This window comes from Sphingomonas sp., from assembly GCF_019635515.1.
In the GTDB taxonomy this organism is placed as follows: Bacteria; Pseudomonadota; Alphaproteobacteria; order Sphingomonadales; family Sphingomonadaceae; genus Sphingomonas.
Window position 1 is genome coordinate 1,129,736 of record NZ_JAHBZI010000001.1, and the last position, 16,118, is coordinate 1,145,853.

The window sequence follows — 16,118 nt, forward strand, 5'->3', positions numbered from 1 at the left end:
GCCAGCCTACTCTAGCCCGTCACCCCGGACTTGTTCCGGGGGCCACCGTGCCGAATGCGATGGTCTCTATGATCCAGCGCCGCGAAAGCCGCTTAGTGGACCCCGGAACAAGTCCGGGGTGACGGGGAGGGGATAGCTCCCAATCGTCTCACTTCACCGTAAGCGTCACGCTCTTCAGCTTCACCGAATCCGGCCCGGACGAGATCGTGAACGTCCCCGGCTCCACCACCCGCTTCATATCGACATTCCACAGCGACAGGTCGCGCGGGGTCAGCTCGAACTGGACGGTCTTCTTCTCGCCCGGCGCCAGCGTCACCCGCTCGAAGCGCTTCAGTTCCTTCACCGGCCGGGTCACGCTGGCCAGATCGTCACGCACATAGAGCTGAACCACTTCGTCGCCCGCGCGCGTGCCGGTGTTGGTCACCTCGACACTCACCTTGACGTTGTTCAGCCGCCCGATCACCGGCGTCGCCAGCACGGGCGCGCCGATGTCGAAAGTCGTGTAGGAAAGCCCGTAGCCGAACGGATAGAGCGGGCTGGTCTCGGCGAAGAGATAGCCGCGCCGCGCGCTCGGCTTGTGGTTGTAGAACATCGGCAACTGGCCAACATCGCGGGCGATCGTCACCGGCAGCTTGCCGCCAGGATTGGCGCGGCCGAACACCACGTCCGCCACCGCGTTCCCGGTCTCCTGTCCGAGATACCAGCCCTCGATCAGTGCCGGCGCGTTCTCCGCCAGATATTTCACCGCCAGCGGCCGGCCGTTGAGGAGCAGCACCACCACCGGCTTGCCGAGCGCGAGCAGCTCCTTGGCGAGCTGATTCTGCGGCCCGATCAGCTCGAGCGAATTGCGGTCGCCCAGATGGTTGTCGGCCCATGCCTCGCGGCTCAATTGCTCGTTGTCGCCCAGCACCAGGAAGATCACATCGGCGTTCTTCGCCACGTCCACCGCCTCGGCGCGCAGCTTGTCGTTGGTGGCGTCATCGACCAGCTCGACCGCGTCCTCGGCCCAGACGCGGCTCTTGGTCAGCTTCACCCCCTCGGCGAAATCGACCTCGAACTTGCCCTTGCCCTCGGCCTTCAGCCCTTCGAGCACGCTGACCACATGGCGGGGAATGTCCGAATAGCCGCCGATTGGCGTGTCGTTGGCATGCGTGCCGATCACCGCCATCCGCTTGATCTTGCTTGCGTCGAGCGGGAGCAGCCCGCCGTCATTCTTGAGCAGCACCATCGCCTCGCGCGCGGCTTCGCGGGCGAGCGCGATCGCGTCGGGCGTCTCGGTCTTCTTCGCCGCCGCCTTGGCATCGACATAGGGATTTTCGAACAGCCCCGCGTTGAACTTGAGCTTGAGGATGCGGCGCACCGATTCATCGATCTGCGCCTCGCTCACCCGGCCTTCGCGGACGAGCTTGGGCAGCAGCGCATAGGCCTCGCCGTCCGGGGTCTCGAAATCGACCGTCGCGTCGAGCGCGCGCACGGCCGCGTCCTCGAGATTGTCGAACATCTTGTGGCGGGTCATCAGCTCGCGGATCGCGAAATAGTCGCTGAGCAGCACGCCCTTGAAGCCCCATTCCTGGCGCAGCACGTCGTGCAGCAGCCAGCGATTGGCGTGGCTGGGGATGCCGTCGATCTCGTTGTACGAGGGCATCACCGACATCACCGGCAATTCGGTCACCGCGCGTTCGAACGGCGGGAAGAAATTCTCGCGCAGGGTCCGCTCGGAGACGGTCGCCGGGCCGATGTTGGTGCCGCTCTCGGGCGCGCCGTGGCCGGTCATGTGCTTGAGCGTGACATAGACCTTGTCGGGCGCCAGCGGCAGCGTCGTGCCCTGGAAACCGCGGATCGCGGCCAGGCCCATCTCGCCGACCAGATACGGATCCTCGCCATAGGTCTCCTCGATCCGGCCCCAGCGCGGATCGCGGGCGATATCGACCACCGGCGCCAGCGCCAGATTGGCGCCGCGCGCGCGCATCTCGCGCGCTGCGACCGAGAAGATCTTCTCCTGCAGCTTGGGGTTCCAGGTAGAGGCGAGGGCGATCGCCTGCGGGAAGCTCGTCGCCCCCGGCGCGACATAGCCGTGCAGCGCTTCCTCATGCATGATCAGCGGAATGCCGAGCCGCGTCTTCTCCACCGCCCATTTCTGCGCGGCGTTGATGTAGCGCGCGGTATCTTCCGGCCCGCGATTGACCGTGCCCGCCGCGGCGCCCGCGGCCGGCCCCTGGGTGATCGCGCGGCGGTCATAGGGGCGCGAGATCTGGCCGAGGCCGTTGGGGAAGTTCACGCTCGCCTTGGCCGCGTCGAATTCGCCCTCGGGGGTCTGGATCTTGTCCTTGGCCAGCCAGACCGCGACCATCTGCTGAACCTTTTCCTCCAGCGTCATCCGCTTGAGCAGATCCTCGACACGCGCATCGATCGGCTGCGAGGCATCCTTGTACAGCGGCTTCTCGGCCTTGCTCTGCGCGAAAGCGGGCGCCGCCGCGATGGGCGTGAGCGCGGTCGCGGCCAAAGCGGCGAGGGCGGTCACGGACAAGCGGTTGAAAAGACGCATTTCTCTCTCCTGATGCGCAGCGCTGCGGCGCTGTCTTGCAATATTGGTAGCGCTATCAACTATAGATGCGGACTCGTTACGGTCAACTGTGGACGGAGATTGTTACGGGATTGCATCCGTAACATCGCGGGCCTATCCCTCCGCCATGAGCAGACCCAGCCGCAGAAGCAGAGGCACGGTAACCGTGCAGGACGTCGCCCGGGCAGCAGGCGTATCGGCGATGACGGTCTCCCGCGTCGTGAACGGCGGCGCCAATGTCCGCGAGACCACCCGCGTCGCAGTGCTCGAAGCGATCTCGAAGCTCAATTATTCGCCCAACAGCGCCGCGCGCAGCCTGGCCGCCGGTGAGGCGACCCAGATCGGGTTGCTCTATTCGAACCCGTCGGCCGCCTATCTTTCGCAATTCCTGATCGGTGCGCTCGCCGCCGCGCGCAAGGCCGGCTGCCACCTGGTCCTCGAATCCTGCGAAGGCGAACGTGCCGACGAACAGGCCGAAGCGACGCGCCAGTTCGTCGCCACCTCGGTCGAGGGCGTGATCCTGCCGCCGCCGCTGTCGGAGGCCGCGCCGGTTCGCGCCGAACTCGAAGCTGCCGGTATCCCCTGGGTGTCGGTGGCGATGGGACTCCCGCCCGCGCGCAGCCTCAACGTCCGCATCGACGATTTCGCCGCCGCCGCCGCGATGACCCGGCATCTCATCGATCTCGGCCACACCCGGATCGGCTTCATCCGTGGCAACCCCAACCAGACCTCGTCGGCCGAGCGCTATCGCGGCTTCGTCTCGGCGCTCGAAGACGCCGGGCTCGACGTTAAGGCGATGCCGGTCGAGCAGGGCTATTTCACCTTCCGCTCGGGCATCGTCGCTACCGAGCGGCTGCTTGACCGCGCCGATCCGCCGAGCGCGATCTTCGCCTCGAACGACGATATGGCCGCGGCTGCGGTAGGGGTCGCGCATCGGCGCGGGCTGCATGTGCCGCAGGATCTCAGCATCGTTGGCTTTGACGATACTTCGCTCGCCACCACCATCTGGCCCGAACTCACCACCGTGTCGCAGCCGATCGCGGCGATGGCCGAGTCCGCGCTCAATCTGTTGCTCGCCCGTCTGCGCGAACGGCGCGGCGCCGATAGCGGCAAGCTGGAAGAGCAGGTGCTCGATCACGAACTGATCGTCCGCGAATCTTCCGGCCCGCCGCGCGCCGTGGGAGGGTCGGCCAGGCCCGCCGCGAGCAAGGCGGCCAAGCGACGCTGACAACGCTTGCTTTTCCTCCGCGTCCGGGCCACCGTTACCGCTAACACGCCGCAAGAATCGCGGCGGCAAGGAGGGGAAGTTTGATGAATCAATCGGCGGAGAGGACCAATCTGGGCCTCGTCTTCGCCATCGTCGCGGTGGCGACGATCGGCGGCTTGCTGTTCGGCTATGACAGCGGCGCGGTGAACGGCACCCAGCCGGGCCTCACCGCCGCGTTCGGCCTCGACGATGCCAGTCTCGGCTTCACCGTCGGCTCGCTGCTGATCGGCTGCGTAATCGGCGCCTCGCTCGCTGGCGTCCTCGCCGACGCGATCGGCCGCCGCGCGGTGATGCGCCTCGCCGCCTTGCTGTTCCTCGGCGGCGCGCTGGTTCAGGGTTTCGCGCACGATCACACCCTCTTCGTCATCGCCCGCATCATCGGCGGCATGGCGGTCGGCGCGGCATCGGTGCTGTCTCCGGCGTACATCTCCGAAGTCGCTCCCGCCAATATCCGCGGGCGAATGACGACGGTGCAGCAGGTGATGATCATCACCGGCCTCACCGCCGCGTTCCTCGCCAATTACTATGTCACTTCGATCGCTGGGGTTTCGACCAACAAGATCTGGGCCGATATCGAGGCATGGCGCTGGATGTACCTGCTGCAGGCGGTACCGGCGGCGGTGTTCCTGATCGCGCTGTTCTTCATTCCGGAAAGCCCGCGCTACCTGGTGTCGAAGGGCCGCAACGAGGAAGCCAACGCCGTCCTTACCAACCTGTTCGGAGCTGGCGCTGCCGCCGCCAAGGTCGCCGAGATCCAGGCGACCTTCGCCAACGATCACCGTCCGCGCCTCAGCGATGTGCTGACTCCCAAGGGCGGCGCCGGCTTCCTCGGCGTCCGCAAGATCGTCTGGGTCGGCATCATGCTGGCGGTGTTCCAGCAGCTCGTCGGCATCAATGTTATTTTCTATTATGGCGCCACGCTGTGGCAGGCTGCCGGCTTCAGCGAGCAGGATTCGCTGATGATCAACATCGTATCGGGCGCGGTCTCGATCGCCGCCTGCTTCGTGACGATCGCGGTGATCGATAGGATCGGCCGCAAACCGCTGCTGCTGATCGGTTCGGTCGGCATGGCCGCGTCGCTCTTCGCGATGGTCTATGCCTTCAGCCAGGGTGGCATCGTCGACGGCAAGCTCATGCTTCCGGACGACGCTGGCAAGATCGCGGTATGGGCCGCCAACATCTATGTGATCTTCTTCAACGTCAGCTGGGGCCCGGTGATGTGGGTGATGCTCGGCGAGATGTTCCCGAACCAGATCCGCGGCTCCTCGCTGGCGGTCGCTGGCTTCTTCCAATGGGCCGCCAACTACGCGATCGCCCAGGCCTTCCCGATCATGCTCGCCAAGATCGGCTTGGCGTACAGCTACAGCTTCTACGCGGTGTGCGCGGTGATCAGCTTCTTCCTGGTCGCCAAGTTCGTTCACGAGACCAAGGGCAAGGAACTGGAGGCGATGGAGGGGTGACAATTCGATCCTCCCCGGCACGGGGAGGGGGACCGCCCGCGCAGCGGGTGGTGGAGGGGGTTCTCCCAATCGAGTCGCTTGTGGCTGGCCCCCCTCCACCAGCCTGCGGCTGGTCACCCTCCCCGTGCCGGGGAGGATTGAGGTTCAATGACCCGCACGCCCGCACGCCCGTTTCGCTCGCGCGAATGGTTCGCCGCTCCCGGCCGCAGCGACATGGCGGCGCTCTATCTCGAGCGCTTCATGAATTACGGCATCACCCCGGACGAGCTGCAATCGGGCAAGCCGATCATCGGCATCGCGCAGTCGGGCAGCGACATCGCGCCGTGCAACCGTATCCACCTCGAAACCGTCAAGCGCGCCCGCGAGGGCATCCTCGCGGCAGGCGGCGTACCGATGGAATTCCCGCTCCATCCGATCTTCGAGAATTGCAGGCGTCCGACCGCCGCGCTCGACCGCAACCTCGCCTATCTCGGCCTGGTCGAGATCCTCAACGGCTATCCGATCGACGCGGTGATCCTCACCACCGGCTGCGATAAGACCACGCCTTCGTCGCTGATGGCGGCGTCCACCGTCGATATCCCGGCCATCGTCCTGTCGGGCGGACCGATGCTCGACGGCTGGCACGAAGGCGAGCTGGTCGGCTCGGGCACCGTGATCTGGCGGTCGCGCCGCAAGATGGCGGCGGGCGAGATCGACGAAGCCGAATTCCTCCGCCGCGCCACCGATAGCGCGCCCTCGGCCGGCCATTGCAACACGATGGGCACCGCCTCGACGATGAACAGCTTGGCCGAGGGCCTCGGCATGTCGCTGCCCGGCTGCGCGATGATCCCCGCGCCGTACCGCGAGCGCGGCCAGATGGCCTATGAGACCGGCAAGCGCATCGTCGACATGGCCTATGAGGATCTCCGCCCCTCGAAGATCCTGACCCGCCAGTCCTTCCTAAACGCGATCAACCTGCTGACCGCGATCGGCGGCTCGACCAACGCCCAGCCGCACCTCATCGCCATGGCCGCGCATGCCGGCATCGAGATCACCCCCGCCGACTGGATGCAGGGCTATGACCTGCCGCTGGTGGTCAACATGCAGCCCGCCGGCAAATATCTCTCCGAGCGCTTCCACCGCGCGGGCGGCATCCCCGCCGTCCTTACCGAGATGATCGCCGCCGGCCATATCGACGGCAGCGTGATGACCTGCACTGGCAAGACCCTTGCCGAGAACGTCGCCGGCCGCACCGCTACCGACCGCGAGGTCATCTATCCGTACGACGCGCCTTTGATGGAAAAGGCCGGCTTCCTCGTCCTCTCGGGCAACCTGTTCGATCAGGCGATCATGAAGACCAGCGTGATCTCCCCCGATTTCCGCGCCCGCTATCTCTCTCGTCCCGGCCAGGAAAATGTCTTCGAAGGCCGCGCCATCGTCTTCGACGGCTCCGATGATTACCACCACCGCATCAACGATCCCGCGCTGGCGATCGACGCCAATTGCATCCTCGTCATCCGCGGTTCGGGTCCGCTCGGCTGGCCCGGCTCGGCCGAAGTCGTCAACATGCAGCCGCCCGATCACCTGATCCAGGCAGGCATCCTGTCGCTCCCAACGCTCGGTGACGGCCGCCAGTCGGGCACGTCGGACAGCCCCTCGATCCTCAATGCCTCGCCCGAAAGCGCGGCGGGCGGTGGATTGGCCTGGTTGCGCACCGGTGACATCATTCGCATCGATCTCAACGCGGGCACCTGCAACGCGCTGGTCGAGCCCGACGAGATTCAGCGCCGCAGGGGCGAACCCGCCCCGCCGATCCCCGACAGCCAGACGCCGTGGGAAGAGCTGTTCCGCGAAAAGACCAACCAGCTCGGTGAGGGCGGGGTGCTGGAATTCGCGCTCAAATACCGCAAGACCAGCGAGAAAGTCGCCCGCCACAATCACTGAGCTCAATGCATCGGGCGCACCTCGCCGACATATTCCCAGTCCGGATTGTCGCGCAGCCCGACATAGAGTTCCTCGGGCGTGACCGTATTCTGTTCGGCGTCGAAATAGCGCCGGCATTTTACGGCGTCGCAGGCGCTGTTGAGGCTGAACGCGACGAATTCCGAGCAGAACATCGCCGCGCGCTCTTTGTTGGCGAGGGCGTTACGGTCCTTCGCGGTCGGATCCTTGCGGGTGATGCGGTTGATCATGCCGTTGATGCCGTCGCCGCCCAGCGCGCCGCCCCATAGCGCGCCACCCAGCGAATAATCGACCTTGCCGACCGTGGCGAGCGCCGTCTCCACCGCATGCTGGGCGATATCGGCACGCTTCGGCCGGATCACATACCAGGCGTAGCGCCGGTTGTGCGCGCCGCCGATCTCGGTCAGTTCGACGCCGTTGGAGATCGATTCCGCCATGTCGCCCTCGACGGTCTTGCCATCGGCCGGCGTCACTCTGCGCTTGCCGGTGAAGATCGCCGCATGACCCAGTAGATAGGCAAAGGCGTAACGGTGGCGGTGCCCGCCGAACACCGCCTGGCCGGCCATGATCCCATAGCTTTTGAGATCGTCCCATTCGCGCCATGCGCCCTGCTTCACCATCACGTCGCCGGGGCGCAGCATCGATGGTGCCAGCGTCTTGCCGACCCGCGAGATGTCATAGTTCATCTCGCCGGTGACGAGGTGCTTGATGTCGTAGCCGCGCGAAATCGTGAAGCGCCATCCCGCCGTCGCCGCGGTGGCGCCGATCTTGATCGCGCCAACCGCACTTTCCTTCAAACCGCTCCAAAAGCCCATAATGCCCTCCCGAAATCCGATGATCGATGGACGCGACACGGAGGAGCACGCATGCGCGCTGCCGGGCGATGCTTTCACGAACGCCTACGGGAATGGAAAGCCAGCCATGGCCGAGATCGTGCCCCGGGCCCGATTCGTCCCCATGCGGAGGCTAACAAAGGCGAATCGGACACAGCAATAGATGCGCACGGACGCAAGTATCTGAGATTTAAGGGTGCATCCACATCGGTTGATTCCGTGGTGGCCGCGGTCGGGCGGGGCAGGGCGGCGCGCTTCCTCGCGCCGGCCTAGCCTTCGGCGTCGCGGCGCATGTCGATCAACGCCGCCAGCGCTTCGCGGGCATGCTGCACCTTGTCGGCGCCGATCCGCGCGGTCAGTTCCGCGTCGATCGCTTCGCGCGCCGCGGCCTGCGTTTCGGCTGCGGCGCGGCCCCGCTCGGTGAGCGTCACGGTCAGCCGGCGGCGGTCCTCGGGATCGACCTCGCGTACCAGATAGCCGCGCAGCACCAGCGCATCGACCAATTGCCCCGCCGCCTGCTTGGTCACCCGCAGCTCGCGGACGATCTGCGAAAGCGGCGTCTCGCCCCAGGCAAGCGCGCCGATCACGTACAGCCCGTTGCCGGGGATGTCGTCATAACCACCCTCCGCCAGCGCCTTGCGCATCGCCACGCCATAGGTGGTGCGGGCGTGGCGCAGCAGCGCGGGCAGGGCGACTTCGTCAAGGCGGGTATCGGTCATGCGGGTAAATTAGCGTTACGAAATTGACTGTCAAGTAAGTTGACTATTGATGGGCATGAACCAGCGGCCGCTTCCATCGGCGTCTAGCTAAACGGAGAAGGGGATTGAAACCGCGTCCGTGCCTAGAGGCCTTCGCGCACCAGCACGCCCGCTTGGCCGGGAACGCTTACCTCGAAGCGGAACAGATCGCCCGCGCCCGGCATCGCGGCACGTTCCTCCGCCGACAGATGCTTCGCCGCCGTGGTCGCATACACCGTCTTCAGCTCAGGCCCGCCAAACGCGATCTTGGTGATCGCGTCGACGGGGAAGTGGACGGTTTCGAGCAGCTCGCCGCCTGGCGAATAGCGCCGCACCGCCGAGCCCTTGTAGAGTCCCACCCACACACAGCCTTCGCTGTCCACGGTCGGGCCGTCGGGATAACCCTCGCGGTTCGGAATGCGCGCGAACTCGCGGCGGTTGGTCAGGTTGCCTTCGGCGTCGAGATCGCAGGCGAAGATCACGCCGCCCAGCGTATTGATATGGTAGAGCGTGCACCCGTCAGGACTTACCGCCGGGCCGTTGGTGATCGATACCAGAGGACTGGAGGCGACGCAGCTCCCATCCGCCGCCAGCCGGTAGATCGCGCCGCTATCCGCCACCTCGGCATCGTCCATCGTCCCGAACCATAGCCGCCCGGACGGATCCACGGTCGCATCGTTCAAGCGATTGCCCGGCAATTGCGGCTCGGGATCGATCATCGGCGTGAAGCTGCCATCCGCAGGATCGAACCGCGCCAGCCCGGTCTTCAGGCCCGCGACAAACCCGCCGCCCGCGATCGGCGCGACGAACCCGACCTGATCGGGCGCATCCCAGCTGCGCTTCGCGCCGCTGGCGGGATCGTAGCGATGGACCTTGCGCCCCTTGATATCGACGAACCACAACGCCGCGTCGCGCTCGACCCAGACCGGCCCTTCGAGCAATGGCGCCCCGAGCTGCCAGACGCTGACCGGCTCGCCAAGCGCGACGGTCATCAGCGCCAGCCCGCGTCCACGAAGAACTCATGACCGGTGATCAGCCGCGCATCGTCGCTGGCCAGGAACAGCGCCATCGCCGCGATATCGTCCGGCACCAGCCGCCCCTTCAGGCATTGCGCCTTGACGATCTCGGCCTCACCCTCGGGCGTGTACCATTGGAGCTGGCGTGGGGTGCGGACATTGCCCGGCACGATGCACACCGAACGGATGCCATCCGGCCCCAGCTCGCGCGCGAAGCTGCGCGTCAGCCCTTCGATTGCCGCCTTGCTCGTCTGATAGAGCGTCAACCCCTCGAGGGCGAGATGCCAACTGATCGAGCCGAGATTGACGATCACGCCCGCGCCCCTGGCCTTCATCCCCGGGATCACCGCCTGCGCCACGAAGAACAGATGCTTGAGGTTGGTATTGATCCTATTGTCCCAATATTCCTCGGTCACCTGCTCGATGGTGTGGCGATCGTCGTTCGCGGCGTTGTTGATCAGCACGTCGAATGCGCCATTTTCGTCGATCAGCTTCGCGATCTGCGCCTGCACCGTCTTGATGTCGGTCAGGTCACAATGCTTGAAGGTCACAGCCCCGCCGCTCAGGTTGGAGACCAGCGCCTCCGAATCCTCCCGGGCGATGTCGAAGAAGGTGACGTCGGCGCCTTGGCGCACAAATCCCTCGACCATCCCGGCGCCGATCCCGGAACCGCCTCCGGTGATCAGCACGCGCTTGCCCTTCAGGCTCGGATAGATCGCCCTCTGGTCGCGGGTCTTGGTCGTGGGGTCGGCTTCAGACATGGAAAGGAGTTACCTTGGAAAAAGGGAGCACCGGCGCGGTCACAGCAGGCCGCGCCCGGAAAGGTTGCGCATCAGATCGCGGATGCCGAACTCCCAGGGGGGAGCGGCCTTGGAGGTCGTTACACGGTTGGTCAGGCTGCCGAGCTTCGGCGTGGAGATGGTGACGCGGTCACCCTCCTTATGCGTGAAGCCGCGGCCGGGATGGTCGCGGTCCTGGATCGGCGCGAACAGCGTGCCGCAGAACAGCGCGAAACCGTCGGGATATTGATGCTCGCTCATCGTCTGGCGCACGAGATCGGCGGGATCGCGGCTGATCTCGCTCATCTTGTTGGTGCCTTCGAGGCGATAATTGTCCGTGCCCTCGATCACCAGGTCGATGGTCGCGGCGCGGACATCGTCGAGCGTGAAATGCTCGTCGAACAGCCGGATGAACGGCCCCAGCGCGGTCGATGCGTTATTGTCCTTGGCCTTGCCGAGCAGCAGCGCCGAGCGGCCCTCGATATCGCGCAGATTGACGTCGTTGCCGAGCGTCGCGCCGACGATCTCGCCGGCCCGCGTCACGATCAGCACCACTTCGGGTTCGGGATTGTTCCAGTCGCTGTTGGTGCGAACGCCGACATCGGCGCCCCAGCCGACCGCGGACAGCACCGGACCCTTGGTGAACACTTCGGCATCCGGACCGATCGCCACTTCCAGATATTGCGACCACATGCCGGCATCGATCAGCGCCGCCTTGAGCGTCGCCGCCTCTTCGCTGCCGGGCACGACCGAGCGGATCGAGCCGACCTTGGCCTCCAGTTCGCCGCGAATTTCGTTGGCCCGCGCGGAATCGCCACGCGCGCGCTCCTCGATCACGCGCTCGATCGCCGAGACCGCGAAAGTGACTCCGCACGCCTTGATACACTGGAGATCGACCGGCGCGAGCAGCCTCGGGCCGTCCTCGCCACCGATCGCCTCCACGCCGCAGATGCGCTCACCGGCGATCGTCGCCGCGTCGCCGCGCTCGAGCAGGTCGGCAACCGTTGGGGCGGAGCGCGAGACATCGAACAGATCGCCGCCGCGCAGCACGACGGGGCTGGGCCCGGCATCCGTCTGGATGCGGCCTATCAGAATTGCCTGCGAATGATCCGCAGGCAGAATATCCGCCGGAGACGCCTTCAACTTCCTCTGCCCACCCGTTCTTTGATAGCGCTACCATGTGCTTTGGCACCGCGCTTCTGTCAAGCGTCGTGAGGGCTCGCAGACTTAGCGAATTGCGCCGATATGCGCGATGATTTCGCCGACGATCGCGTCGCGGGGGCGCATCGCGCCGTCCTCGCTGGCGCGGATGATCTGCCAGGGGCCTAGCAGATCGGCGGCGACGATCGCTTCGTAATTGCCGCGCACGCGCTGCTGGAGCGCGACATCGGCCTCATATTCGTCATAGCTTTTGGCGGTGTAGCTGCGCTCGGCCTTTTGCAGGATCATCGCCTTGGCGAGATCCCATGGCGTATCGAGATAGATAGACAGCGCCGGCCGGGGCAGGGCGAACTGTCCGGTCTCTAGCGCCAGGATCCATTCCATCAGCGCCCGCGATTCTTCGGGCGGCACGCGCGCGCCCTGATAGGCCATGTTCGACGCGACATAGCGGTCGAAGATCACCACGTCGTTCGCCGCCACCGCGTCCAGGATCGCGCCGCGCCATTCGAACCGGTCGAGCGCGTAAAGCGTCGCGGCGGCGTGCGGCGTCACCGGCACGCTCATGTCCCCGGCCATGTAGCGGCCGATCGTCACTCCCGCGACGGTCTCGCCATAGCGGGGAAAGCCGATCACCTCCGCCCTGCGCCCCGCCGCGTTGAGCGCTTCGCGCAAGCCGTTGGCAGCGGTGTTCTTGCCGACGCCGTCGGCGCCTTCGATCGCGACGATTATCCCCATGCCGCGAGCCTTAGCAGACCCGCTTCACAAGTCACGGGAGTCCCTCGCCGAGACGTCTGTTCCGGAGAACCCCGTAGAGGCATTTCCGCCCGGTTCGGTCTATTTATTGCGCATACCCGCAGAAATCGGATGCCTCGTGGTCTCGGAAACACTCCTTCTGGTGCTGATTCTTCGGGAGGCCGGCCTGCGAAGCACGCTGGTCGCGCGCGTGTCGATGGCGGGTGCCGATGTGTTGACCGCTGACGATTTCAACGATCCGCGCCTCGCGCGTCACAAGAAGCGGCCGCTCGTGTTGATCGCCGACGAGGCGGCGATCGACGCGCATGCCGGGGGGTATGAGGGATTGTTGGCCGATCCGCGCTGGCGTCGCGTGGTGGTGGTGTCGCCCGGTATGTGCCCGGAGAGCGACGATCCGCGCCTGATCCGCATCGAGCGCGCGCACGCCGCCAGGAAGATCGCACACCTGCTTCCCGAATGGCAGGCGCCGCAAGCCTAGGCGTGCGGCACCATGCCTGCGGCAAAGGCAATGCGGAGTGCTTCCGAAAGGCTGCGCACCTCCAGCTTCTCCATCAAATTCGCGCGATAGATCTCCACGGTGCGCGGGCTGATATCGAGCTCATAGGCGATGATCTTGTTCGATCGCCCTTCGATCAGCCCCTTTAGCGTGTCGGTTTCGCGCGGTGAGAGCAGGCCGATCTTGGCCTTGGCGTTCTGCACCCGCGCTTCCGCCTCGCCGCCTTGTTCAAGCTGCGCGAAGGCATGGGCGATCACGTCCATCAACGTGCGCGCGTCATAGGGCTTTTCGATGAAATCGAGCGCGCCGGCCTTCATCGCCTGCACCGCCAGGCCGACATTGCCCTGGCCGGTCAGGATGATCGGCACGAACCTGACGTTACGGTTCAGCGTGCCGAGCACGTCCAGCCCGCTCGATCCGGGCATGTGGAAATCGAGCAGCACCACGCCTGGGTCGAGCTCGCCGACCTCTTCGAGAAAGGCGTCGCCGGATCGATAGCCGCGCACGATCAGATCGGGTTGCACGGAAAGAAGGCTATGCAGCGAGGCCCGGACGGCGTCGTCGTCATCGACGATATAGATGGTCTTGGTCATGCCTCCATCTCCTCCGCTGCCGCGACCGTGAACCGGAATGACGCGCCGCCTTCCGCACGATTCCCCGCTGTCAATTCGCCGCCATGGGCTTCGATGATACGCTTGCTTATCGAAAGTCCAATACCCATTCCGCCTCTTTCCCCCTTGGTCGTCGTAAATCGAGAAAAGAGCTGCTCGAGAACAGAGTCCGGAAGACCCGGCCCAGTGTCCGCGATTTCTATCTCTATCATGTTTTCAACGAATTTTCGAGATCGTAGAGTTATCTGGCGGGAAGCTGTTTGTGCATTACGCAGCGCATCTACAGAATTGCGCAAAAGATTGACGAGTACTTGCTGGATCTGGATTCTGTCCGCCAGCATGCACTCCGCTGCGGGATCGAAATCATAATCGACGCGGATGTGGAACTGGCCGGTGCCCACCAACACCAGCTCGACGGCGTCGCGTACCGTCTGCTCCACCGATTCCGGGCGGATTTCGACTTCCCCGCGTGCCATGAACGCGCGCAGCCGGCGGATGATCTCGCCCGCGCGCAGCGTCTGGTCATTGGCCATGCCGATCAATTCGCCGATCCGGTCGATGTCTTCGCCGCGTTCGATCAGCATGTCGGCGGCGGCGAGGAAATTGGCGGCGGCGCTCAGCGGCTGGTTGAGTTCATGGGCGAGGTCGGCGGCCAGTTCGCTCATCGCGCTCAGGCGAGAGACATGGGCCAGTTCCGAGCTCAGCCCGCTCAGCCGCTCCTCGTCCGCGAGCCGCTCGGTCATGTCGCGCGCGAACATCGTCAGCAGCAATTTGCCATCGACTCGCGCCAGTCCGACGCGCAGTTCCAGGGGAAAGCGCCGACCATCCTTGGCTTCGCCCATGGCGGGGATCGTCTCGCCGGCGAGACCGCGTTCATTCTCGATATATTCGGCTAGCCTGGCGGTATTCTGCTCGAACTGGTCCCTGGGCGAGAGGAGGCGGTAATCCTGCCCGATCATCTCCTCCGGCGGGTAGCCCCATAGCGCCTCGGCGGCCGCGCTGAACTGGAGGATCACGCCTTCTTCGTCGATCACCACCATCGCATCGGGCACGGTGTCGAGGATCGAGCGCAATTGCGCCTCGCGCCCGCGCAGCGCTGCCTCGCGCTCCTCCTGTTCGGTGACGTTGATCAGCACGCCCACCGTGCGCTGCAAATCGCCAGCGTCATTGTAGAAAGCGCGCGACGATCCCTCGACAACGCGGACCTGGCCGTTGGGCCGGCGGAAGCGATAGCGATAGCTGAAGCGCTCGTCCTGCCGGCTCACGCATCGCTCGACATGCTGCATCGTCGCGGCAAGGTCGGCGGGCTCGATCAGCCCGGCCCAGGCGTCGAAGTCGGGCATCGATCCCGGCTCCAGTCCCATCCGCGCCTCGGTTCCCTCGGACCAGGCGAACTTGCCGGTCGCGACATCCCATTCGAACACGCCCAGTTCGGCGGCTGCGGTCGCGGTCGAGAGCCGCGTCTCGCTCGCGCGTAGCGCCTCGATCGATTCGAGCAGCGCCGCCTGATCGAGCGCGACGCGGTGCACGGCCCAATAGGCGATCAGGCCGACCAGCGCGATATTGGCGATCAGCACCACCAGCTTGACGCCCAGCGGCGACAGCACGCCTCCGGCCTCGAACGCCAGTCCCAGCAGCGACGGCGCCAGCGGCAACAGCAAGGCCGCCGGAATCACCGTCTGCATCAGCCGCGATTCCGGCCGGCTCGATCCCAGCAGCTTCACCCAGCCAAAGCCGCTCTGCCAGAGCGTGAACGATGCGACCAGCGACAATGCCATCACCGCGGTCGGCACCGACACGCGGTATAGCTGCGAAAGCGGATCGTCGGGTGACGAGAACAGCACCAGGATCGCCGACGCCGATGCCAGCCCGATCACGCCGCTGGAGATCAGGCTCGCGGCATCGTCTCGTCGCGAGCGGCTGCTCACCGAGAAATAGGCGGCGCCCGCCAGCAGCAGGAAAATGGTGATGGGCGTCGCGCCCGGCCGGCCGGGATGCGGGAAGCCATATTCCCCGATCGCATCGCCGAACAGCAACGTGTCGATGCCGAAATCGGCATGCAGGATGTTTTGCGTCAGCGCGAGCAGCGCCACGACGATCGGCACGGCCCATAATATCCGCGCGCGTCTGGTATTCCCGCCGATCGCCGCGACAAAGCCCAGCGAGAGGGCGAAATAGCCGAGCGACGTGATCGGCCAGATCGGCAGGCTCTCGATCCCGAACCCGCGCAGCGTTGGTGACCGGAAAACCCAACCCGAAAAAGCGATCAGGCTGCACACGCATGCCAGCGCGGCGAAACCCACCGCCGCCTTCCGGTTCACCGGCCACTCAGGCGCATTCGTCCCGACCAACAGTTTCACCTACTCCATCGGGTTCAAGCTAATACTCAGAATGAGAAAGTCTACATATACGACCGATGCGGGTGAAATGGCTTGTGCCGATACGCTCGCATCTTGCCAAAGCGCTTCGCGGGGCCGATCAATCCGTTGCGGCGCCGGTAC

General features: G+C 65.3%; 13 protein-coding genes. 4 read left to right on the plus strand and 9 right to left on the minus strand.

Annotation, left to right across the window (positions count from 1 at the left end):
* Positions 1 to 148: 148 nt before the first annotated feature.
* Positions 149 to 2,545 carry a glycoside hydrolase family 3 N-terminal domain-containing protein gene (locus tag KF730_RS05750; RefSeq protein WP_294092844.1) on the minus strand — a complete coding sequence of 799 codons (2,397 nt, stop codon included), beginning with the start codon at positions 2,543 to 2,545 and terminating at the stop codon, positions 149 to 151.
* Between the two features lie 145 nt (positions 2,546 to 2,690).
* Here KF730_RS05750 and KF730_RS05755 point away from each other — a divergent pair, with 145 nt between their 5' ends.
* The 3 genes from KF730_RS05755 (at position 2,691) to KF730_RS05765 (ending at position 7,213) form a co-directional block, all read left to right on the plus strand.
* Positions 2,691 to 3,791 (plus strand): LacI family DNA-binding transcriptional regulator, encoded by a 1,101-nt coding sequence (locus tag KF730_RS05755; RefSeq protein ID WP_294092847.1) that lies wholly within the window; start codon positions 2,691 to 2,693, stop codon positions 3,789 to 3,791.
* An 83-nt stretch (positions 3,792 to 3,874) separates the two neighbouring features.
* Complete coding sequence (locus tag KF730_RS05760; protein ID WP_294092849.1) at positions 3,875 to 5,290, plus strand: sugar porter family MFS transporter; 1,416 nt, start codon at positions 3,875 to 3,877, stop codon at positions 5,288 to 5,290.
* A 147-nt stretch (positions 5,291 to 5,437) separates the two neighbouring features.
* On the plus strand, positions 5,438 to 7,213 hold the full coding sequence (locus KF730_RS05765; protein WP_294092850.1) for an IlvD/Edd family dehydratase: 1,776 nt from the start codon (positions 5,438 to 5,440) through the stop codon (positions 7,211 to 7,213).
* Positions 7,214 to 7,215: 2 nt separating this feature from the next.
* Here the strand turns inward: KF730_RS05765 and KF730_RS05770 are convergent, their stop codons facing one another.
* From KF730_RS05770 to KF730_RS05795, 6 genes are all read right to left on the minus strand, one after another.
* Positions 7,216 to 8,046, minus strand: coding sequence for a hypothetical protein (locus tag KF730_RS05770; RefSeq protein WP_294092853.1), 831 nt, complete (start codon positions 8,044 to 8,046; stop codon positions 7,216 to 7,218).
* 287 nt (positions 8,047 to 8,333) lie between these two features.
* Positions 8,334 to 8,783 (minus strand): MarR family transcriptional regulator, encoded by a 450-nt coding sequence (locus KF730_RS05775; RefSeq protein ID WP_294092855.1) that lies wholly within the window; start codon positions 8,781 to 8,783, stop codon positions 8,334 to 8,336.
* A gap of 122 nt (positions 8,784 to 8,905) precedes the next feature.
* Positions 8,906 to 9,793, minus strand: a complete 888-nt coding sequence (locus KF730_RS05780) for an SMP-30/gluconolactonase/LRE family protein (RefSeq protein WP_294092856.1) — start codon at positions 9,791 to 9,793, stop codon at positions 8,906 to 8,908.
* Positions 9,793 to 10,578, minus strand: a complete 786-nt coding sequence (locus KF730_RS05785) for an SDR family oxidoreductase (protein WP_294092858.1) — start codon at positions 10,576 to 10,578, stop codon at positions 9,793 to 9,795. The genes KF730_RS05780 and KF730_RS05785 overlap by 1 nt, the downstream gene beginning before the upstream one ends.
* A 39-nt stretch (positions 10,579 to 10,617) precedes the next feature.
* Positions 10,618 to 11,739 (minus strand): fumarylacetoacetate hydrolase family protein, encoded by a 1,122-nt coding sequence (locus KF730_RS05790; RefSeq protein WP_294092860.1) that lies wholly within the window; start codon positions 11,737 to 11,739, stop codon positions 10,618 to 10,620.
* Between the two features lie 84 nt (positions 11,740 to 11,823).
* Complete coding sequence (locus KF730_RS05795) at positions 11,824 to 12,492, minus strand: thymidylate kinase (RefSeq protein WP_294092861.1); 669 nt, start codon at positions 12,490 to 12,492, stop codon at positions 11,824 to 11,826.
* 160 nt (positions 12,493 to 12,652) lie between these two features.
* Here KF730_RS05795 and KF730_RS05800 point away from each other — a divergent pair, with 160 nt between their 5' ends.
* The gene (locus tag KF730_RS05800; RefSeq protein WP_294092863.1) at positions 12,653 to 12,988 is read left to right on the plus strand and encodes a hypothetical protein; all 336 of its coding nucleotides are present in this window, start codon (positions 12,653 to 12,655) and stop codon (positions 12,986 to 12,988) included.
* Here the strand turns inward: KF730_RS05800 and KF730_RS05805 are convergent.
* Positions 12,985 to 13,599 carry a response regulator gene (locus KF730_RS05805; protein WP_294092865.1) on the minus strand — a complete coding sequence of 205 codons (615 nt, stop codon included), beginning with the start codon at positions 13,597 to 13,599 and terminating at the stop codon, positions 12,985 to 12,987. The two genes, KF730_RS05800 and KF730_RS05805, sit on opposite strands and share 4 nt — an antisense overlap.
* Complete coding sequence (locus KF730_RS05810; RefSeq protein WP_294092866.1) at positions 13,596 to 15,977, minus strand: PAS domain S-box protein; 2,382 nt, start codon at positions 15,975 to 15,977, stop codon at positions 13,596 to 13,598. Before KF730_RS05810 ends, KF730_RS05805 begins: the two co-directional genes overlap by 4 nt.
* Positions 15,978 to 16,118 lie beyond the last annotated feature (141 nt).